The 19,981-nt window shown below is 59.6% G+C and carries 13 protein-coding genes; 4 read left to right on the top strand and 9 right to left on the bottom strand.

Going from position 1 to position 19,981, the window contains the following annotated elements:
- The first annotated feature begins 108 nt into the window (after window positions 1-108).
- Entirely contained in the window at window positions 109-741 is a 633-nt protein-coding gene (locus LVW35_RS17445) for a LexA family protein (RefSeq protein ID WP_233891289.1), read from the top strand.
- On the opposite strand, the gene LVW35_RS17440 is transcribed toward LVW35_RS17445, so the two are convergent.
- Genes LVW35_RS17440 through LVW35_RS17425 form a run of 4 tightly spaced genes read right to left on the bottom strand, consistent with a single transcriptional unit; the run spans window position 738 to window position 6,264 of the window.
- Complete coding sequence (locus tag LVW35_RS17440) at window positions 738-2,663, bottom strand: acetyl/propionyl/methylcrotonyl-CoA carboxylase subunit alpha (RefSeq protein ID WP_233891288.1); 1,926 nt, start codon at window positions 2,661-2,663, stop codon at window positions 738-740. The two genes, LVW35_RS17445 and LVW35_RS17440, sit on opposite strands and share 4 nt — an antisense overlap.
- Entirely contained in the window at window positions 2,660-3,466 is an 807-nt protein-coding gene (locus tag LVW35_RS17435; protein WP_233891287.1) for a gamma-carboxygeranoyl-CoA hydratase, read from the bottom strand. The genes LVW35_RS17440 and LVW35_RS17435 overlap by 4 nt, the downstream gene beginning before the upstream one ends.
- A gap of 15 nt (window positions 3,467-3,481) precedes the next feature.
- Window positions 3,482-5,089, bottom strand: coding sequence for a carboxyl transferase domain-containing protein (locus LVW35_RS17430; protein WP_233891286.1), 1,608 nt, complete (start codon window positions 5,087-5,089; stop codon window positions 3,482-3,484).
- A gap of 11 nt (window positions 5,090-5,100) precedes the next feature.
- Window positions 5,101-6,264: an isovaleryl-CoA dehydrogenase gene (locus tag LVW35_RS17425; protein WP_233891285.1), complete on the bottom strand. Its 1,164-nt coding sequence runs from the start codon at window positions 6,262-6,264 to the stop codon at window positions 5,101-5,103.
- Window positions 6,265-6,414: 150 nt separating this feature from the next.
- Between LVW35_RS17425 and LVW35_RS17420 the strand changes: the two genes are divergently transcribed.
- Window positions 6,415-8,049 carry an AMP-binding protein gene (locus LVW35_RS17420; RefSeq protein ID WP_233891284.1) on the top strand — a complete coding sequence of 545 codons (1,635 nt, stop codon included), beginning with the start codon at window positions 6,415-6,417 and terminating at the stop codon, window positions 8,047-8,049.
- 81 nt (window positions 8,050-8,130) lie between these two features.
- The gene (locus tag LVW35_RS17415) at window positions 8,131-13,290 is read left to right on the top strand and encodes an NEL-type E3 ubiquitin ligase domain-containing protein (RefSeq protein WP_233891283.1); all 5,160 of its coding nucleotides are present in this window, start codon (window positions 8,131-8,133) and stop codon (window positions 13,288-13,290) included.
- 548 nt (window positions 13,291-13,838) lie between these two features.
- Here the strand turns inward: LVW35_RS17415 and LVW35_RS17410 are convergent.
- The 3 genes from LVW35_RS17410 to LVW35_RS17400 form a co-directional block, all read right to left on the bottom strand.
- Entirely contained in the window at window positions 13,839-14,738 is a 900-nt protein-coding gene (locus LVW35_RS17410; RefSeq protein ID WP_233891282.1) for a hydroxymethylglutaryl-CoA lyase, read from the bottom strand.
- A 16-nt stretch (window positions 14,739-14,754) separates the two neighbouring features.
- A complete protein-coding gene (locus LVW35_RS17405; protein ID WP_233891281.1) occupies window positions 14,755-15,147 on the bottom strand; it encodes a MerR family transcriptional regulator in 393 nt (130 codons plus the stop codon).
- Window positions 15,148-15,270: 123 nt separating this feature from the next.
- Complete coding sequence (locus tag LVW35_RS17400; RefSeq protein ID WP_016974062.1) at window positions 15,271-16,206, bottom strand: LysR family transcriptional regulator; 936 nt, start codon at window positions 16,204-16,206, stop codon at window positions 15,271-15,273.
- A 151-nt stretch (window positions 16,207-16,357) separates the two neighbouring features.
- Between LVW35_RS17400 and LVW35_RS17395 the strand changes: the two genes are divergently transcribed.
- Window positions 16,358-17,587, top strand: a complete 1,230-nt coding sequence (locus tag LVW35_RS17395; RefSeq protein ID WP_233891280.1) for an acyl-CoA dehydrogenase — start codon at window positions 16,358-16,360, stop codon at window positions 17,585-17,587.
- A gap of 25 nt (window positions 17,588-17,612) precedes the next feature.
- Here the strand turns inward: LVW35_RS17395 and LVW35_RS17390 are convergent, their stop codons facing one another.
- Window positions 17,613-18,944, bottom strand: a complete 1,332-nt coding sequence (locus LVW35_RS17390; protein WP_233891279.1) for a substrate-binding domain-containing protein — start codon at window positions 18,942-18,944, stop codon at window positions 17,613-17,615.
- 96 nt (window positions 18,945-19,040) lie between these two features.
- On the bottom strand, window positions 19,041-19,853 hold the full coding sequence (gene xthA, locus LVW35_RS17385; protein ID WP_233891278.1) for an exodeoxyribonuclease III: 813 nt from the start codon (window positions 19,851-19,853) through the stop codon (window positions 19,041-19,043).
- Between the last annotated feature and the right edge of the window lie 128 nt (window positions 19,854-19,981).

The raw sequence follows: 19,981 nt of genomic DNA, 5'->3' as shown, positions 1-19,981 counted from the left end.
GTCGAAAACCTTATGTCCGATGATAGTACGTATCGTATTTATGTCGTTTTATGGATTACTACAAACTGTTTATTGCCCTGAAAACTGCGTGACGTATTGTTTGTGCCCATGGATAACTGGATTGCGTTGGTCAAGGCCAACATGGAAGACCGCAAGGTCACGCAGGGCGAACTGGCGGAGCGCTTGGGCATGTCCCAGGGCGGGGTGGGGCACTGGCTCAACAAGCGTCGTGCGCCAAGCCTGGTGGACATGAACCGGGTGCTGGCGGCGCTGGGGTTAGGTTACCTGGAAGTCGCGCTGGATATTCGCGAGCGCACCGATGACGCGCCTGTGGAGAAAAACTACAACCCGTATTTCCGCTACCCGGTCAGCGATTGGAAAGGGTTGTGCGAAGTCCGCGAAGAGCGAGCGTCCTATGGCGCATCCCGCTTCGAATTGACGGATTATCATGCTCAGGGCGACGCCTTCTGGCTGCCGGTGACAGGCGACGCCATGACCGCCCCAAGTGGCCTGAGTATCGGTGCTGGCATGATGATCCTGGTTGATCCGGCCATTGCCCCCAACCCCGGCAAGCTGGTGGTCGCACAATGGGCCGACAGCCCCCACGCGACCTTCCGCCAACTGAGGGAAGAGAGCGGCCAGCTCTACCTGGTGCCCCTCAATCCCACCTACCCAAAACAGTTGTTCACCGACAATTGCCGCATCCTCGGGGTTGTCGTTCAAGCCATGGCGAAGTTTTAGCCAGCCGTTTCCAGCTCTACCAATGCGCAACCCTCCGCAACCATTTCACCTTCCTGACAAAACAGCGCCTTGACCACCCCGGCTTGGGGCGCGCGGATGCTGTGTTCCATCTTCATGGCCTCCAGCACCACCAGTTGCGTGCCGACTTCGACGTGCTGGCCCACCTCTACCAGCACGCGCACGATGCTGCCGTTCATCGGCGCCGTCAGGCCGCCCTGGTGGGACTGGTTAGCCTCGACCGCGGCAATCGGGTCGAACAGCGTTACGCCATGCATTTCACCGTCCCAACGCAGGTACATCGTGCGGTCATGGCGTACCGCCAAATGGCTGCAGCGTACGCCCTGTTGCTCGATCAATAATTGCTCGCCTCGCAACTGTGGCGCCTCAGGCGCCAGCGTCACCAATCGATCCTGGCCATTGCAGCTCAAGTGCAACGACACCTCGACAGGTAACCCGGCACGAAAGCCTCGTTTGTCAGCCCAAGGCCCATCTTCCTCTGGCAAACTCTGTATGAATGCCGATCCCGCTGCCTGCCAGAAATCATCACTCAGCTCCCCAGGCACCGGCAGCAGCTCTTCTTGATAACGCGGAATAAAGCCGGTATCCAGCTCGGCCGCCGCAAACGCCGGATGACCGATAATGCGCCGCAAAAATCCCAGGTTGGTCTTGAGTCCACCGATGGCAAACTCATCGAGCATGGCCAGCAACCGCAGTCGTGCCTGTTCACGGTCCTCGCCCCAGGCAATCAGCTTGCCGAGCATGGGGTCATAAAACGGCGACACGCTGTCCCCTTGCGCGACACCGCTGTCCACGCGACGGCCCGGCCCCGGGTTGGATTCTCGATACAGCGCCAGGTGCCCGGTGGCGGGCAGGAAGTCATTGGCGGGGTCTTCGGCATACAGTCGCACTTCGATCGCATGGCCGGTCAACGGCACCTGCTCTTGGGTGATCGGCAGCGCCTGGCCCTGAGCGACACGAATCTGCCAGGCCACCAGGTCCAGGCCAGTAATCGCCTCGGTTACCGGATGCTCCACTTGCAGCCGCGTGTTCATTTCCATGAAGAAGAACTCACCACGCGCGTCGAGCAAAAACTCCACGGTGCCGGCACCGACATAACCGATGGCCTGGGCGGCACGCACGGCGGCTTCACCCATGGCTTTGCGCTGTTCAACACTCAACCCCGGTGCTGGCGCTTCCTCGACCACTTTTTGGTGGCGACGCTGGATCGAGCAGTCCCGTTCATTGAGGTACAGGCAATGCCCATGTTGATCGGCAAACACCTGGATCTCTACGTGACGCGGCTTGAGCAGGTACTTTTCCACCAGCATCTGCCCATTGCCGAAGGAAGACAGCGCCTCACGCTGCGCAGAAGCCAGGGACTCAGCCAGTTGATTGACGTTCTCCACCACCTTCATGCCTTTACCACCGCCACCGGCCGTGGCCTTGAGCAGCACGGGGTAGCCGATGCGCTCGCAGGCCGCGCGGAACGTTTCCAGGTCCTGGGCTTCCCCGTGATAACCCGGTACCAAAGGTACGCCGGCGGTTTCCATCAGTGCCTTGGCGGCCGATTTGCTGCCCATGGCATCAATTGCGGAGGCGGGCGGGCCGAGGAAGATCAACCCGGCGGCTTCAATAGCGCGGGCGAAAGCGGCGTTCTCCGACAAAAAGCCGTAACCCGGATGGATTGCCTGGGCGCCGCTGGCTTGAGCCGCGGCGATCAGTTTGTCGATTTGCAGGTAGCTGTCACTGGCCTTGCTGCCACCCAGGTCGACACGAATGTCCGCCTCACGGCTGTGGCGCGCATCGCGGTCGGTGGTGCTGTGCACCGCCACGGTGGTCAGGCCCATGGCCTTGGCGGTGCGCATCACCCGGCACGCTATCTCGCCACGGTTGGCCACCAGCAGGGTCGTCAATGTGCTCATGAACGTGGCTCCTGGGGCTGCCAGCTGGGTGGACGTTTTTGCAGGAAGGCGCGCAGGCCTTCCTGGCCTTCAGCGCTGACACGGATGCGCGCGATAGCATTTTCGCAATAGCGGCGCAGGGCCGGCGTGAGGGCACCATTGCCCACTTCACGTAGCAAGTCCTTGCTGGCGCGCATCGCCGCCGGGCTGTTTTGCAGCAAGTTGGCGAGCCATTGTTCGACTTGTTGATCCAGCTCGCCGATGGGATAGCTTTCCGCCAACAGACCGATCTCGCGTGCGCGCTGGCCGCCAAAGCGCTCAGCGGTCAGCGCATAGCGCCGTGCCGCACGTTCGCCGATTGCCTGCACCACGAACGGGCTGATCACCGCCGGAGCCAGGCCGATGCGCACTTCCGACAGGCAGAACTGCGCATCGTCCGCGCCAATCGCCATGTCACAGCAACTGATCAACCCCAGTGCGCCGCCATAGGCCGCGCCTTGCACCACCGCCAGGGTCGGGATCTTCAGCTTGGCCAGGTTGTACATCAACTCCGCCAACTCGCGCGCATCGTCCAGGTTGGTGTGGTAATCCAGCTCGGCGGATTGTTGCATCCAGGCCAGGTCGGCCCCGGCGCTGAAATGCTTGCCGCGTCCGCGCAGCACTAGAAAACGCAAGGCCGGGTCGCCCTGTACCTGGTCTAGGGCGATGATCAGTTCGCGGATCATCTCGGCGTTGAACGCGTTGTTCTTGGCTTCGCGACTGAGCCACAGCGTGGCAAAGCCACGGCTGTCGGTAACCAGTTCGAGGGTGTTGAAATCGCTCATGGGATACAGCTCCATTTACATGCGGAACACGCCGAAGCGGCTCGGCTCGATGGGGGCATTCAGCGAAGCGGACAAGGCCAGGGCCAGCACGTCGCGGGTCTGCAACGGGTCAATCACACCGTCGTCCCACAGGCGCGCGCTGGAATAGTAGGGGTGACCCTGGGTTTCGTACTGGTCGAGGATCGGCTGCTTGATCGCCGCCTCCTCCTCGACGCTGAATCCGTTGCCGGCCCGTTCAGCCTGTTCGCGCTTGACCTGCACCAGCACACCGGCCGCTTGTTCGGCGCCCATCACGCCAATGCGTGCATTCGGCCACATCCACAAGAAGCGCGGGTCATAGGCGCGGCCACACATACCGTAGTTACCGGCACCAAAGCTGCCGCCGATGATCACCGTGAACTTCGGCACCTTGGCGCAGGCCACTGCCGTGACCAGCTTGGCGCCGTGCTTGGCGATGCCGCCGGCTTCATATTTCTGGCCAACCATGAATCCGGTGATGTTCTGCAGGAACAACAGGGGAATCCCGCGCTGACAGGCCAACTCGATAAAGTGCGCGCCTTTTTGCGCGGCTTCGGCGAACAGGATGCCGTTGTTGGCCAGGATCGCAATCGGGTAGCCGTGCAGGTGCGCAAAACCGCACACCAGCGTGGTGCCGAACAGCGCCTTGAACTCATCGAACACCGAAGCGTCCACCAGGCGGGCGATCACTTCGCGCACATCAAAAGGTTGTTTGGTGTCGGTCGGAATGACGCCGTAAAGCTCTTCGCTGTTATACAGCGGCGCCACGGGCGGGCGTTGCAATAACTCGCCCTGTTTGCGCCAATTGAGGTTGGCCACGCTGCGTCGGGCCAGGGCCAGCGCGTGTTCATCGCTGTCGGCATAGTGGTCGGCCACGCCCGAGATCTTGCAATGCACATCGGCACCGCCAAGGTCTTCGGCACTCACCACTTCACCGGTCGCGGCCTTCACCAGCGGCGGCCCGGCGAGGAAGATGGTGGCTTGCTGGCGCACCATGATCGCTTCGTCGGCCATCGCCGGCACATAGGCACCACCGGCGGTGCACGAGCCCATCACCACCGCGATCTGCGGGATGCCCTGGGCGCTCATATTGGCCTGGTTGAAGAAGATCCTTCCGAAGTGCTCGCGGTCGGGGAACACCTCGTCCTGACGCGGCAAGTTGGCGCCGCCAGAGTCCACCAGGTAGATGCACGGCAGGCGGTTCTGCTCGGCAATGGTCTGAGCGCGCAGGTGTTTCTTTACGGTGAGTGGGTAGTACGAGCCGCCTTTCACTGTGGCGTCGTTGGCGACGATCATGCATTCGACGCCTTCCACCCGGCCGATCCCGGCAATCACCCCGGCGGCCGGCACATCTTCGCCATACACCTGATGGGCGGCCAGTTGGCTCAGTTCAAGAAACGGCGAGCCGGGATCGAGCAAACGATTGATGCGCTCGCGGGGCAGCAGTTTGCCGCGTGACGTATGCCGCTCCTGGGCCTTGGCGCCGCCGCCTTGCTGCACATGGGCAAGCAGGGTATGCAGGGCGTCGACATGTTGGCGCATGGCCGCGCTGTTGGCGGCAAACTCCGCCGAACGCGGGTTGAGCTGGGTGTGCAAGGTGGCCATGTTGCGCTCCTTCAGCGGGTTTCGTTGAAGAGTTCGCGACCGATCAGCATCCGGCGGATCTCACTGGTGCCGGCGCCGATTTCATACAGCTTGGCGTCCCGTAACAGGCGCCCGGCCGGGAACTCATTGATGTAGCCGTTACCGCCAAGAATCTGGATCGCGTCGAGGGCCATCTGCGTGGCACGTTCGGCGCTGTAGAGGATCACTCCGGCGGCGTCCTTGCGTGTGGTCTCGCCGCGTTCGCACGCCTGGGCCACTGCGTAAAGATAGGCGCGGCTGGCGTTGAGCTGGGTGTACATGTCCGCGACCTTGCCCTGGATCAGCTGGAATTCGCCGATGCTCTGGCCGAACTGCTTGCGGTCGTGGATGTAGGGCACGATCAGGTCCATGCAGGCCTGCATGATCCCTGTCGGGCCGCCGGAGAGCACAACGCGTTCGTAGTCCAGGCCACTCATCAGCACTTTTACGCCACCGTTGAGCACGCCGAGGATGTTTTCTTCCGGTACTTCGACGTCATCGAAGAACAGCTCACAGGTGTTGGAGCCGCGCATGCCCAGCTTGTCGAACTTGTTGCTGCGGCTGAAGCCCTTCCAGTCGCGCTCGACGATGAAGGCGGTGATGCCGTGAGGCCCCTTCTCCAGGTCAGTCTTGGCGTAGATCACGTAGGTGCTGGCGTCGGGGCCGTTGGTGATCCAGGTCTTGCTGCCGTTGAGCACGTAATGATCGCCGCGTTTATCGGCACGCAGTTTCATCGAGACCACATCGGAGCCGGCGTTCGGCTCGCTCATGGCCAGGGCGCCGACATGTTCGCCGCTGATGAGTTTGGGCAGGTACTTGAGTTTTTGCTCGTGGTTGCCGTTGCGATTGATCTGGTTCACACACAGGTTCGAGTGCGCGCCGTAGGACAACGCCACCGAGGCCGAGCCGCGGCTGATCTCTTCCATCGCCACCACATGGGCCAGGTAACCCAGGCCGGCACCGCCATATTCTTCCGGGACGGTGATGCCCAGCAGGCCCATGTCGCCGAACTTCTGCCACAGGTCGGCGGGGAACAGGTTGTCGCTGTCGATCTGTGCCGCGCGCGGCGCGATTTCCTTGCTCACGAAGGACTGCACCTGGTCGCGCAGCATGTCGATGGTTTCACCAAGGGCGAAGTTCAGGGACGGGTAACTCATGGACAGGCACCTTAATGTGAGCTTTGTTGTTGTGTGGAGGGCGAGCCAGGAGAGGGTGCTCACCTTTACGTTAACGTAAACTTGCGTTAAGGCGCTGTCAATCGTAGTTTACGTTTACGTCAACCTACAAAAAAGACAACAGGGGTCGTTATGGATCAGCCGAACCAGAGCTACAGCCGTGGCTCTCAGGACAAGACCTTGCTGGCGATGACGATTGGCCAAGCCTTTGACCGAACCGTCGCGCAATTCCCCGACGGCGAGGCCCTGGTGGTGCGCCACCAGCAGCGCCGCTACACCTGGCGCCAACTGGCCGAAACGGTCGATTTGCACGCCCGTGCGTTTATCGCCCTGGGCATGCAGAGTGGCGACCGCCTGGGGATCTGGGCCCCCAACTGCGCCGAGTGGTGTATCAGCCAGATCGCCAGCGCCAAGCTTGGCGTGATCCTGGTCAATATCAACCCGGCGTACCGCAGCAGTGAATTGGACTACGTGCTCAAGCAATCCGGCTGTCAGTGGCTGGTATGCGCAGGATCGTTCAAGACCTCCGATTACCACGCCATGTTGCAGGCGCTGAAGCCAGAAATGCGCGGCCTCATCAGCCTGGATTCCAACCCGCCAGAAGGCTTTATGCCCTGGTCGCAGCTATCAGCCCTCGGCGCAGGTATCCCGCCTGAACACCTGCACACCCGCCAAGCCAGCCTGCACTTCGACCAAGCCGTTAATATCCAGTACACCTCCGGCACCACCGGCTTCCCCAAGGGCGCCACCCTCAGCCACCACAACATTCTCAATAACGGTTACATGGTCGGCGAAAGCCTGGGCCTGACCGAGCAAGACCGCCTGGTGATCCCGGTGCCGCTCTATCACTGCTTTGGCATGGTCATGGGTAACCTTGGTTGCATCACCCACGGCACCACCATGATCTACCCGAATGATGGCTTCGACCCGCTGCTGACTCTCACTGCCGTCGCCGAAGAGCGCGCCACCGGCCTGTACGGCGTGCCCACGATGTTCATCGCCATGCTCGATTATCCGCAGCGTGGCGACTTTGATCTGTCCACCCTGCGCACCGGCATCATGGCCGGTGCCACGTGCCCCATCGAAGTGATGCGCCGGGTCATCAGCGAGATGCACATGAGCGAGGTGCAGATTGCCTACGGCATGACGGAGACCAGCCCGGTGTCGTTGCAAACCGGGGCGGATGACGACGTGGAACGCCGCGTGACCACCGTTGGGCGCACCCAGCCGCAATTGGAAAACAAGATCATCGACGCTGACGGCAACACCGTGGCACGCGGTGAAATCGGTGAGCTGTGCACCCGTGGCTACAGCGTGATGCTTGGCTACTGGAACAACCCCGACGCCACCCGCGAGGCCATCGACGACGCCGGCTGGATGCACACCGGCGACTTGGCAAGCATGGACGCCCACGGTTACGTGTGCATCGCCGGACGCAACAAGGACATGATCATTCGCGGCGGCGAGAATGTGTACCCGCGTGAGCTGGAGGAGTTTTTCTTCACCCATCCGGCGGTGGCGGATGTGCAGGTTATCGGTATACCGGACGAGCGTTACGGCGAAGCCATCGTCGCTTGGGTCAAGTTCCATCCGGGCCAGGTGGCCAATGAACTTGAGCTGCAAACCTGGTGCAAGGGGCGCATCGCACACTTCAAAACGCCCAAGCACTTCAAATTCGTGGATGAGTTCCCAATGACGGTGACGGGCAAAATCCAGAAATTCCGTATGCGCGAAATCAGCATCGAGGAGTTGCGCAAAGACGGCTGAAGTACAGTGCATGTCTACAGCTCTGTGTTGAACTGCGATGCCTAGAGTGGCGGATTATTTCGCCACTTGTAGGTCATGGCCATGACAAGCACCACCATTGATCCCCCCGCGCGTCCGGCGGTTGAGGACGAGCAGAGCCCACATGGGCGGGTGATCAAGGACAACACCCCCGACTGGTACACCGATGCGCTCGATGAGCGCAAAACCGAAATGGCGTCGTTGACGCTGAGCATTCCAGACTGGTTCAAACAGGCCTCGGCGGCTGCGAAAGAGCGTTTGAGAGCGGTCCATGTGCGCAGCAGAAGGTCCTTGAATCAGCTCGATGAGATGTTCAGGGATTTGAAAGGACCGGCGGCGTATGCCGAGCCGCTGTTGGTGGCTGCCATTGAAAATAAGTTCGGGCAACGCTTGGATACCAGGAAGGTATTTTATGCCCGCAAGATGGAACAGAAAGAGTGCGAAGTCGGTCCCTCGGAGCTCTCGACTACCCACACCAGCGCATTGGCGCCACAGTTCTATTTCTACAGAGGTATGAGCCTGCTGGAGGCAGCGCTGAACAACTTCACTCAGGACGAGGCGAGCACGCCGGTTTGCGGGGACTGCCACCTGATCACCGCTTACAACTTTTACCGCTATCCAGGCACAAGGCTGCATTCTCCAGGCAACGTTCAGTCGTTCGAGTTGAGTATTCAGGCGCATGAGTTCGCTACGCTGTGTCGGGAACTGGATCTGGGCAGTTCTTACTATGAGTATGTGCGAACCTTCATCAATAGCCGGATCCGGATAACTACCACGGAAGCGGGCATTGGCAAGCTTTACAGTCATCTGATTACCAGCCATCGAAACCAGTTGGAACTGGCCGCTGAGATTGCCTTGATGAAGGGCGACATTGCGTCTGATGGTCACCAGTTGATCGGTGATCTTTTGCGAAACCAGTCGCAGGGGAAGTGGGCAGGGGAGTCCGTGAGGTTCTCGCCATTGCGGTTATTCAGCTTTGATATCGAGAACATCCTGATCATCGGTCCGGTCAAGTGGCGGGAAAATGTGAGAAACGCCGAACTTGTCCCCCACCGGTGCATGGCCTATATCCCTGGTGACCCCATTCATCCGCTCAAGGCCTATGACAATATTGGCGCTTTTACTGACCACCTGACGACGCGCCTGTGTCGTGTCCAATATCGGAAATTCTTCAGCCAGTTTGTGCCGCTTGCCAGCCAGGATGCATTCTTCAGCCAGCTCAAAGCCTTGCTGGATCCAAACGGCCAGTACGCTGACGACCAGGATTTTGCCGTGGTACACAAAGGCCGGATTTATCGCCAGGGTACCTACGCACCGCCATGGCGGGATGTCTGGGCGGATTGCGCGATACGGCGCATGCGGTCGACCATGGAGAATGCTCGCACCAGCGTAGTGTCCACCCAGGATGTCGACGAACGTGTCTACAACGCCTGGCTCTGGTCGTTCGGCAGCACGGCGCTGGACATTCTGAATCTTGCCTCGTTCGTGGTGCCGTTTCTGGGTGACGTCATGCTGGTCGTCGCCGCTGTGCAGATGGCCTACGAGATAGGCGAAGGCATTGAGGCATGGTCGCACGACGATGCCCGGGTGGCGTGGGCGCATTTTTCGGCGGTGGGCCTCAACCTGGCAGGGTTGGCAGTGCCAAAAGTGCTGGCGGCAGCCAAAGACACCCCTTTCATCAAGCGCCTGGTGCATGTGCAATTTGGTGGGCAAACACGTTTGTATGATTTCAATCCGCGACACTACCTGCACCAGGTCGAGTTGGCCCAAGGGAGCCGGCCCAACGCACATGGGTTGTATGGTCATGACGGTGGGCTGTACCTGCCAGCAGAGGGCGGCGGTCACTACAAGGTTCAGGTCAGTCGTACTGAAAATGAATTCAAGCTTCTGCACCCCGAGGGCGATTCACGCTATGCGCCGTGGGTCCGACACAACGGTGAGGGCGCCTGGGTGCATGAGTTCGAACAACCTTTGACCTGGGACCGCAAGACGCTACTGCGCCGCATTGGCCATAGCGTCGATCACCTGAGCGACAGTCAGCTTGAGCAAGCCAGGGCGATCAGTGGTGTGACGGATGAGGAGCTACGCCGGGTATTCATTGAGCACAGAGCGCCTGCACCCCTGTTGAAAGACATGCTCCGCCGGTTTGAATGCGCCCAAAGGCACCAGGCGTTCGTCGATCAGCTCAGGCATCCGGACCCTGCGGTTTTTGGCGGTGTCGATTGGTTCATGCAGGTACAGTTATTGATGGAAAGCGGGATGTGGCCGAAGTCACGGGTATTGGTGGCGTTGGATGCGGAAGGCAATCAGATATGGCGTTCAGCTGTTCCGAAAGCTGATTCCCAAGTGGTCACGCTGGAGCATGGACAACTTGAAAGTGGCCTGCTGTTTCCGGCATTTACCCGGCAATTGACTGAGCCTGAGCTTCGTCAATTATTGAGCGAGCGTACGTTTACGGAGCGGGAGATGGTTGACCTTTACCTGCGCACCAGAGACGTTTCGGACGATGCTTCTTTTTCCTCTGTCTCCGAATCGGACGGCGAAGACTCTGATCCGATGTTGCAACATTTGCGCAGGCCTTATGCACGGATCGTGAGGTACCGGGACTGTTTGCTGGACGCTGCCAACAGCACCCTAGGCGAACTGTTCAATCGCGAGATCGCCGCCGGTGATGTTTCCAGCGACCCCCATGTACAACTGGTCCAGCGTCACTTTCGCGGGCTGCCTAAATTGGCGGCCGAAGACATAGTGGCCCATGCCAACAGCCAGGAGCTGGTGCGCATGCAATCCACGTCGAGTCTGCCGATGCGCTTGGGCGAGGAGGCGCGTGTCTACTTGCAGAAAGCACGTGTGATGCGGGCACATGCGGACTTGCTGTTCGATAATCAACTCACAAGGGACGGAGTGCGCTTGTCGCTGCACAAGATGGCTTCCCTGCCTGGGCTTCTGGAGGGTGTGTGTATAGAGCTTCGCGCGAATACGTACGATGGCCCTTTACTCGAGCGTGTAGGAGACGCAGGTGCACTCAGGCAACTGCGCCTTATCCAGACCGACATGAAAGAGTGGAAGTTATACCGCGTGCCCGAAACAGTAGAGTATTGGCGCAGAGATAAAGACGCCTTTTTCAACGCGCTCTGGATGGCCAGTAGCGGAAAATTTACCGGTTGGTCTGCGTTCAACGCGGCAGCACAACGCCTGAAGAACCAGCTTGCGCAACAACCTCTGGGTGAGCAGGCGAGCCGTCGCGCACTGGGATTGCAAGCGATTAAACCCGGCTTCAGATCACCCATGCGTCTGGCGGACGGACGCATAGGGTATCCCCTCAGCCCGGGGGGCAGCGATGCCGAGCGTCCTTCTGTTTGTAGAATGAAGGCCATGTCTCTTTATCCGTCAAAGTCCATGGATGAGGTCGAGATCATGCTTGAGCTTCGAGGCGCTGGCGACGCGGTGCTTCTGGCGAAGTTGATCCAGCTCGAAGAGGAGTTTTCAGAACTCGACAAGGCACTGGTCAACTGGCAGCAGGAGGGCGGATCAGGCTACGCACGCGCCAGGCGCAGAGTATCGGGTACCCTCAAGGCCGCTTGGCGTAGAGGTTCCGCACAGGTATTCGCGGGGGACCAGACACCCATCGGCCACGTCCTGGACTTATCGGATGAAGTGATCGGCGAATTACCCGCGATTACGGCAAATATGGACCACGTAGGCAGCCTGGTTTTACGTCGCATGGCGCTTTCGGACAGCTCACTGCCTTTTCTGAATGCATTCGGCGGCTTGCGCTGGCTGAACATGAGCGACAACAACCTCACGCAATTTCCGGAATTCGCCAATGGCGGGGCCGGGCTGACCAAACTCAATTTGAGTCGAAATGACATCCAACTGACCGAACCGAGTCGCCAGCGCCTGGAGGGCATGCAGAGTTTGAAGATTCTGAACCTGGCGGATAATCGTCGCCTGGGATGGCAGGCCGACCTGCGCCGCCTGCGCCACTTGAACCAGCTTTATCTGGCGGGCACCGACACCGCCACCTTTCCCGTCGGTGCAGAACAATTGCCAAACCTGGCCCGCATCGACCTGCATTCAAACCGGATCACGACCTTACCTGAGTACGCTTACCGGCATGTTGAACGCATTAATGTGCATGAAAATCCCTTGTCGGCAGCTACGGTTGCCCGACTGGGTGAGCCTTTCAATCCGGTGCAATGGGGTGAACATATTGCCGTGGACGAAGCGCGTGGCCTGTGGTTGGACGGGATGCCGCCCACGGATTTGGCGCGGCGCGGCGCGATCTGGGATGAGCTGAAGAGTAGTCCGGAATCGGCCGCTTTTTTCGCCGTCGTGGCTGATCTCACCCGAAGTGCCGAGTATGTCAGCGACGTAGCCCGCCCGGTATTGGCCGAGAGGGTGTGGGACATGCTCGAGGCCGTGAGCCAAAGCCAGGACATTCGTGAGGCATTATTTACAGCCGCCGATGATCGCGTAACCTGTGGTGACGGCAGCTCGGTCGAGTTCATGAACCTCGAGAGTGAATGGCTGGGTGCAAGGGCACTTGAGCTGGCAGGAACGGAAAATGCCGAGGGCGCACTGATTGCCACCGCAAGGAAACTATTTCGTCTCATGCTGGTGGACGCTATTGCCATGCAGGATGTTGCGGCGAGAGGGCCTGGATTCACCGAGCAGGCGGAAGTCGTCCTGGCCTACCGCACGCGGCTTGCAGACCGATTGGAGTTGCCGGTCAAATCCCGCGATATGGTGTTTCCCCAACAGGCAAATGTGGGCCAGGCGGCAATCGATGCCGCTTATGAGCAGGTGCTCAGGGACGAGGGCAACCCCGCTAATGAGGAGGCTTTTTTTGTCGGGCGCATGTTCTGGGAGAAGCACCTTCGTCAGCACTACCCACAGGAGCTCAGGGCGCTGATGGCGCCGGACCTTGAGCGAATTGATGAGAAAAGCGCTGCACTTTTCGAACTCTCGGATTTGCAAGGCCCGCATGGCGCAATAGCCGATTGGCAGACAAAGTATGATGCGGCCGTCGATCGGCTGGCAGGCCTGTTGGGCAAGCGCAAGGATGAAATCCTGGTGAACGGCTTGATGCAAAGTGCGTTTTACGAGCGGGAGCTCAATCAGCTGGGGGCCGAGCGGTATGCGCTGGAGCAGAGATCGCTGAAAGTGTTGACGCGCAGGGTGCTGAATAACTTCGCGGCTACAGGTGACACATTGGTCTAAACGGTAAGTGCAGACAGCACAAAGGGGACCCGAGGGTCCCCTTTAATTTGTCGTTGCGTGCTCTTTTTTATTATTGAGGGGCGGCCTATTGTTGTTTTTGGCAACCGTTACCCTTTACCGCTGTTTTTGGCGACCCCCATCCGAGGGTCAAGAGCAAACGTATTTTTTTGAGCGCTGATCTGCTTCTTCGTAATCGATCCAACCAGTGGGTAGCTACCTGAGGTAGTTTTATTTTTCTCTAACCGGTTGCGGGTTGCGGCATGCCGTACCCTGCGAAGCACATCTTCTCCAAAAAAATCTGTTAGCTGCGTCTCTGCCGTGTTGTTTTTGTTATGTCAGAGTCGTTTCGTCTTATTTTTATTAGGTTTGGCGCTTTTTATTCTTGTTATGCCATAGAGATAGCAGAAGCCATGCCAACTTTTAAAAGTCTTTTAAAATCAAAGTCTTAATTTTTATGTAGGATTTAAGCTGCAGAAAACACGACAAAATATGTTCCCGTGTTACTCGATGTGTAGGTGTGCGGTAACACATTGTCACGGCTAAGTGACTCAACCGGCGTTACGCGCCTTTGCCACACGCGATCCGGTAGCACGACCCAGCACATTGCTGATTTGCTGGCCCGCACGAATCAATGCCTCCAGGTCGATGCCTGTCTCGATGCCCAGGCCGTTGAGCAGGTACACCACGTCTTCGGTGGCGACGTTACCGCTGGCGCCCTTGGCATAGGGGCAACCGCCGAGGCCCGCGATTGAGCTGTCGAACACCCTGATCCCTTCCAACAGGCTGGCGTAGATATTCGCGATGGCCTGGCCATAGGTGTCATGGAAGTGCCCAGCCAGCTTGTCCAGTGGTACCTGAGCGCCAACCACCTCGAACAGCCTGCGCGTCGCGCCCGCCGTGCCGGTGCCGATGGTGTCGCCCAGGGATACCTCATAGCAGCCCATGGCATACAACTCCCGCGCGACCGCCGCCACTTGCGCCGGCGCGATCTCGCCTTCATACGGGCAACCCAACACGCACGACACATAGCCCCGCACGCTGATGCCGTGCTGCTTGGCCGCCGCCATGATCGGCGCGAAGCGCTCCAGGCTTTCATTGATGGAACAGTTGATATTGCGCTGGGAAAACGCCTCGGACGCGGCCGCAAACACCGCCACTTCTTTAACGCCGGCCGTCAGCGCGTCCTCGAAACCGCGCAGGTTCGGCGCCAGGGCGCCGTAGGTCACGCCGGGCTTGCGTTGAATCTGCGCAAATACTTCAGCGGAGCCAGCCATCTGCGGTACCCATTTGGGCGAGACAAAACTGCCGACTTCGATATAGCTCAAGCCAGCCGCGCTGAGCGCGTTTACCAAGTGGACTTTGTCCGCCACGCTGATGGGCTGGGCTTCGTTCTGCAAACCGTCGCGCGGGCCGACTTCCACCAGGCGTACGTGAGAGGGGAGGGACATGGCAGTTACCTTCTGATCAATGGCCGGCCTGGTGCATGGTATGGGTCAGGGCCTGGATGCAGCGCTCTTCGGCGGTGTCCAGTTCCAGCTTCATCTGTTCGATATCCAGCAATTGCTGCTCAAGCTGCTCGCGGCGTTCAGTGATCTTGGCCAGCATGCTGTTGAGTTGGACGTGGTTGCCGCTGGTGGGGTCGTAGAGTTCGATGAGTTCTCGGCATTCGGCCAGGGAAAAACCGATGCGCTTGCCACGCAGGATCAGCTTGAGGCTGACTTTGTCCCGTGCCGAGTAGATGCGCTCCTGGCCCCGGCGCTCCGGGGCCAGCAGGCCTTGTTCTTCATAGAAGCGAATGGCGCGGGTGGTGATGTCGAGCTCGCGGGCGAGGTCGGAGATGCTGTAGGTGGTACTCATGGTTGTGCCCGAGAAGAGGTCTTGGGCGCTAAGCTAATGGTTGGTTGACGTTAACGTCAAGTTGCGCGTCATTGTAGTGAGCGAGGTAAGCGCGCTCATCACAACAAGCTCCTCCACCATAGGTCAGGCCTGCTTGCCATCCAGCTTCTTCTCATGGGCCGTCACCTGCTGGCACAACTCGATCATCTGCTCGCGCATCCAGCGGTTGGCCGGGTCCTGGTCGGTGCTTTCGTGCCAGTACAGGTGGGTTTCCACCGGTGGCACGTCGTTGACAGGCAGGTTGAACCAGTGCAATTCGTGGCGCCGGGCGAAGCGCTCGGGCACGGTCATCACCATGTCGGTTTGCTGCAACACCTGCGAAGCCATCAGATAATGCTGAGAGCGCAAGGCGATTTTGCGTTGCAGGCCCATCTTGCCCAAGGCCAAGTCGACGTGGCCCAAACCGTTGCGCCGGCTGGAGATATGAATGTGGGTCAGCCCCAGATAGTCATCCAGGGTCAGCTTGTCCTTACCCGCCAGCGGATGACCCTTGCGCATCGCGCACACGTAGCGATCTTCCATCAGCTTGACGTGGCGCACCTGGGGGTCGGTGTTCAGCGGCGCATCCACGGCAAAGTCCAGGCGCCCGGCAGCCAGTTCTTTGGTGGTTTCGCGGCGTTTGGACAGGAAACTCTCGATCACCACGGTAGGTGCCAGGCGACGCAGGCGCTGGAACAACAGCGGCAGAATCACCGCTTCGGTGAGGTCGGTCATGCTGATGCGGTAAGTCTTGGCCGCCTGTTGCGGGTTGAAGATGCGGCTTTCCTGTACCGACACCCGCAGCAACGACAACGCATTGCGCACCGGCCCGATGATGTTCTGCGCCATCGGCGTGGGCACCATGCCTTGGGCGGTGCGCACGAACAGCGGGTCATTGAAGGTCTCGCGCAGGCGTGCCAGAGCGTTGGACACTGCCGGCTGGGTGATACCGACAATCTGCCCGGCGCGGGTCAGGTTGGCTTCGGTGTAAATCGCGTCAAAGACGATAAACAGGTTGAGGTCGACCTTGCTCAGATTCATTTCGTTGCGCTCTTATTGTTAGGTGGCCATACGTCGATCATATATCGGTGATGAATGTTAATACACGCCGAGAATAGGCTAGGTAAATTATCAACGCTGTTCTAGCATCGATCGCATGACCTAAACAACCTCTCAGAGAAGGGAGCTGCTCATGGATTTCGCCTATTCGCCCAAGGTTCAGGAACTGCGTGAACGCGTTACCGCGTTCATGGACGCTTACGTTTATCCGGCCGAACCGGTGTTCGAACGCCAGGTCAGCGAAGGCGACCGCTGGCAGCCCACCGCAATCATGGATGAACTGAAGGCCAAGGCTAAAGCCGAAGGCTTGTGGAACCTGTTCCTGCCGGAATCCGAGCTGGGCGCCGGCCTGACCAACCTTGAATACGCGCCACTCGCCGAAATCATGGGCCGCTCATTGCTTGGCCCGGAGCCGTTCAATTGCTCTGCCCCCGACACTGGCAACATGGAAGTGCTGGTGCGCTACGCCAACGAAGAACAGAAACAACGCTGGTTGCAGCCCCTGCTACGCGGCGAGATCCGTTCCGCGTTCGCCATGACTGAACCGGATGTCGCGTCTTCGGACGCCACCAACATGGCGGCCCGTGCCGAGCGTCAGGGTGAGGAGTGGGTGATCAACGGCAAGAAATGGTGGACCTCCGGCGCCTGCGACCCGCGCTGCAAGATCCTGATCTTCATGGGCCTGAGCAATCCGGACGCGCCGCGCCATCAGCAACACTCGATGATCCTGGTGCCGGTGGACACTCCCGGTGTGAAAATCGTGCGCCCGCTGCCAGTGTTCGGCTACGACGACGCGCCCCACGGCCATGCCGAAGTGCTATTCGACAATGTGCGCGTCCCTTACGAAAACGTGCTGCTGGGTGAGGGCCGTGGCTTTGAAATCGCCCAAGGCCGCCTTGGCCCAGGCCGTATCCACCACTGCATGCGGTCCATCGGCATGGCCGAGCGCGCGCTGGAGTTGATGTGCAAGCGTTCTGTCAGCCGGACTGCATTCGGCAAGCCGTTGGCGCGCCTGGGCGGTAACATCGACAAAATCGCCGACTCACGCATGGAAATCGATATGGCGCGCCTGCTGACCTTGAAGGCGGCGTACATGATGGACACCGTGGGTAACAAAGTGGCTAAAAGCGAAATCGCCCAGATCAAAGTGGTCGCGCCGAATGTGGCCTTGAAGGTGATCGACCGTGCGATCCAGATCCATGGCGGCGCGGGTGTTTCCAATGACTTCCCGTTGGCTTACATGTACGCCATGCAACGCACCCTGCGCCTGGCCGATGGCCCGGATGAAGTGCATCGGGCGGCGATCGGCAAGTTCGAGATTGGCAAGTATGTGCCTAAAGAGCTGATGCGCAGCGGGCAATAAATTGAAATAGGGGGAGGTTGGTTGTTCAGTACACCCAAACCTCCACCCGCCGATTCTTGATCCGGCCTTCATCCGCCGCATTCGTCGCCACCGGCATCTGCGCGCCAAACCCGCGAATATCCCGCAGTACCACGCCGTTCTTGACCAACTCCCGACGCACCGCCATCGCTCGCAACTTTGACAGCAACGCCGCCCGCTGCGGATCATTCTTGGCATCACCAAAGCCCACCAGCGTCACCTGTTTATCCAGCTTGTTGTGGCTTTTGAGATACGCCACCACCCGCTGCAGATCCTGGCGGGCCTTGTTGTCCAGGCTGGCACTGCCTTCCTCGAAACGAAAGTTAACCGTCAAACGCTGGGCCTCACGCGCGATAGCTTGATAGTCCCCAGGCATCGACGCGCGCGGCTCCACGGCCATCGCCTGTACCTGCTGGGCGATAAAGCCGTTGGCGGCCACAATCGCCTGACCCTTGCTGCTCTGGCTGAAATCCACCAGTGCCTTGGCCCACGGGTTGCGGCTCGATGGCGGCAGGTAGAAGAACAACCGACGTGACAGCGGATAATCCTCAGTGGCAATCAGGCTGTTCAACGGCAACATGGGCTGCGAGTCGCCATCCACAATCGCCACCGCCTTGACCCGGCGCACGTAGGGCAGGCCAATAAAGCCGATGCCCTGGGGATCCTGGCTGACCGCATCGGACAGTTGCTCGCTGGACTCGAAACGTTTGGCGCCCGAGGCGAGCGGCGTGCCACGCAGGCGCAGCACCAGTTCCTTGAAGGTGTCGTAAGTGCCGGACTGGTCATCCCGCGCGTATAAATGAATCGGCCCACCGACACCACCCAAGGCCTCCCACGTACTGATCTCGCCATTGAATATCTGCGCCAACTGCTCGGTATTCAGGCTGTTCAGCGGATTTTGCGGATGGAGGATGATGGCCAGCCCATCGATGGCGATGACCTGTTCGGCTTCGGGGCTTTTCAGGTCGCCGAGGGGCTCGAGGTCGACCAGTTCACTGTCCTTGATCGGGCGAGACGAGGCGGCCAGGTCCGCGGTGAGTTTTTTCAGTGCAGTGAAACCGGTACTGGAACCATGGGCTGCGACCTCGATAGTCACCGTTTTGCCCTGGCGCGTCTTGCCGATCACCCGCTGTTCATTGGCACCTTCCGCCGGTTCGCTGTGCGCTGCCTGCAAACCCTGATGCTCCATCAAACCCTTGACCAGTGCGGGCCCCAGCGCCGCGCCAATGGTATTGGAACCCTGGATGCGCAAAGCAGGGCCTTGATCAGGAATGGGAAGGGGGGCGCAAACAGCAAAAAGGGGGAAAAGCACCAGCAGGAACAGAACGCGCAGCCTCATGCCGCCACCTTCTCAAGCCAAAGGGAGTGCCGCGAGAATAAGTCAGGCAGGTTGCATGAATATGACGGGGCCGAGGGTTCGGCCCCGTCAGGCATATCAGCTCAATTCAAGCCAGATCGGCGCATGGTCCGAAGGCTTCTCCAGCCCACGCAGCTCGTAATCCACCCCGGCATCCTTGACCCGCGACAGCAGGCCATTGGAAGCCAGGATCACGTCAATCCGCAGCCCGCGCTTGGGCTCGTCTTCAAACCCACGGCTGCGGTAGTCGAACCAGCTGAAACGGTCGGCCACGGTCGGGTTGAGGTAACGGAAGCTGTCCACCAGGCCCCAGTTCTTCAGGCGGGCCATCCACTCGCGCTCTTCCGGCAGGAAGCTGCATTTGCCGGTCTTGAGCCAGCGCTTGGCGTTTTCGGCACCGATGCCGATGTCGATGTCTTCCGGGGAAATATTGATGTCGCCCATCACCACCAAGGCCTGATCATTGCTGAACTGGCTTTCCAGCAACTGTTGCAGGTCTTCATAGAAGCGCTGTTTGGCCGGAAACTTGGTAGGGTGGTCGCGACTTTCGCCTTGGGGGAAGTAACCGTTCATGAGGGTGACCGGCTGGCCGTTTTCATCGGCGAAGGTGCCCCAGATAAACCGGCGCTGGGCGTCTTCTTCGTCACTGGCGAAGCCTTTGTGCAGGCTCAATGCCGGCTGACGCGAGAGTAGGGCCACGCCGTAGTGACCTTTTTGACCGTGGTAGTACACGTGATAGCCGAGGGCCTGTACTTCGGCCAGCGGGAATTGGTCATCGTGGACCTTGGTTTCCTGCAGGCCGATCACGTCGGGCTGGTGCTTTTCAATCAGCGCCGCCAGCTGATGAGGGCGGGCGCGCAGCCCGTTGATATTGAAGGAGACGATTTTCATGGTCGGCGGTCCAGTCCTGGCAAAAGGGCGATGCTAGCGGACAAGTCGGACGGGGGCCAGCGTGGCGGTAGGGCAGTTGCACTGCTAATGTCTTGGAACGACTGGTGCTGCACAGGTTCGTACCCATA

The organism is Pseudomonas sp. HN11 (assembly GCF_021390155.1).
In the GTDB taxonomy this organism is placed as follows: Bacteria; Pseudomonadota; Gammaproteobacteria; order Pseudomonadales; family Pseudomonadaceae; genus Aquipseudomonas.
This window is presented reverse-complemented; position numbering and strand designations above follow the sequence as displayed.

Excerpts from the sequence above, each read along its gene's own strand:
- LVW35_RS17445 (WP_233891289.1), top strand. The coding sequence starts at position 109 with ATGGATAACTGGATTGCGTTGGTCAAGGCCAACATGGAAGACCGCAAG.
- LVW35_RS17440 (WP_233891288.1), bottom strand. The coding sequence starts at position 2,663 with ATGAGCACATTGACGACCCTGCTGGTGGCCAACCGTGGCGAGATAGCG.
- LVW35_RS17435 (WP_233891287.1), bottom strand. The coding sequence starts at position 3,466 with ATGAGCGATTTCAACACCCTCGAACTGGTTACCGACAGCCGTGGCTTT.
- LVW35_RS17430 (WP_233891286.1), bottom strand. The coding sequence starts at position 5,089 with ATGGCCACCTTGCACACCCAGCTCAACCCGCGTTCGGCGGAGTTTGCC.
- LVW35_RS17425 (WP_233891285.1), bottom strand. The coding sequence starts at position 6,264 with ATGAGTTACCCGTCCCTGAACTTCGCCCTTGGTGAAACCATCGACATG.
- LVW35_RS17420 (WP_233891284.1), top strand. The coding sequence starts at position 6,415 with ATGGATCAGCCGAACCAGAGCTACAGCCGTGGCTCTCAGGACAAGACC.
- LVW35_RS17415 (WP_233891283.1), top strand. The coding sequence starts at position 8,131 with ATGACAAGCACCACCATTGATCCCCCCGCGCGTCCGGCGGTTGAGGAC.
- LVW35_RS17410 (WP_233891282.1), bottom strand. The coding sequence starts at position 14,738 with ATGTCCCTCCCCTCTCACGTACGCCTGGTGGAAGTCGGCCCGCGCGAC.
- LVW35_RS17405 (WP_233891281.1), bottom strand. The coding sequence starts at position 15,147 with ATGAGTACCACCTACAGCATCTCCGACCTCGCCCGCGAGCTCGACATC.
- LVW35_RS17400 (WP_016974062.1), bottom strand. The coding sequence starts at position 16,206 with ATGAATCTGAGCAAGGTCGACCTCAACCTGTTTATCGTCTTTGACGCG.
- LVW35_RS17395 (WP_233891280.1), top strand. The coding sequence starts at position 16,358 with ATGGATTTCGCCTATTCGCCCAAGGTTCAGGAACTGCGTGAACGCGTT.
- LVW35_RS17390 (WP_233891279.1), bottom strand. The coding sequence starts at position 18,944 with ATGAGGCTGCGCGTTCTGTTCCTGCTGGTGCTTTTCCCCCTTTTTGCT.
- xthA (WP_233891278.1), bottom strand. The coding sequence starts at position 19,853 with ATGAAAATCGTCTCCTTCAATATCAACGGGCTGCGCGCCCGCCCTCAT.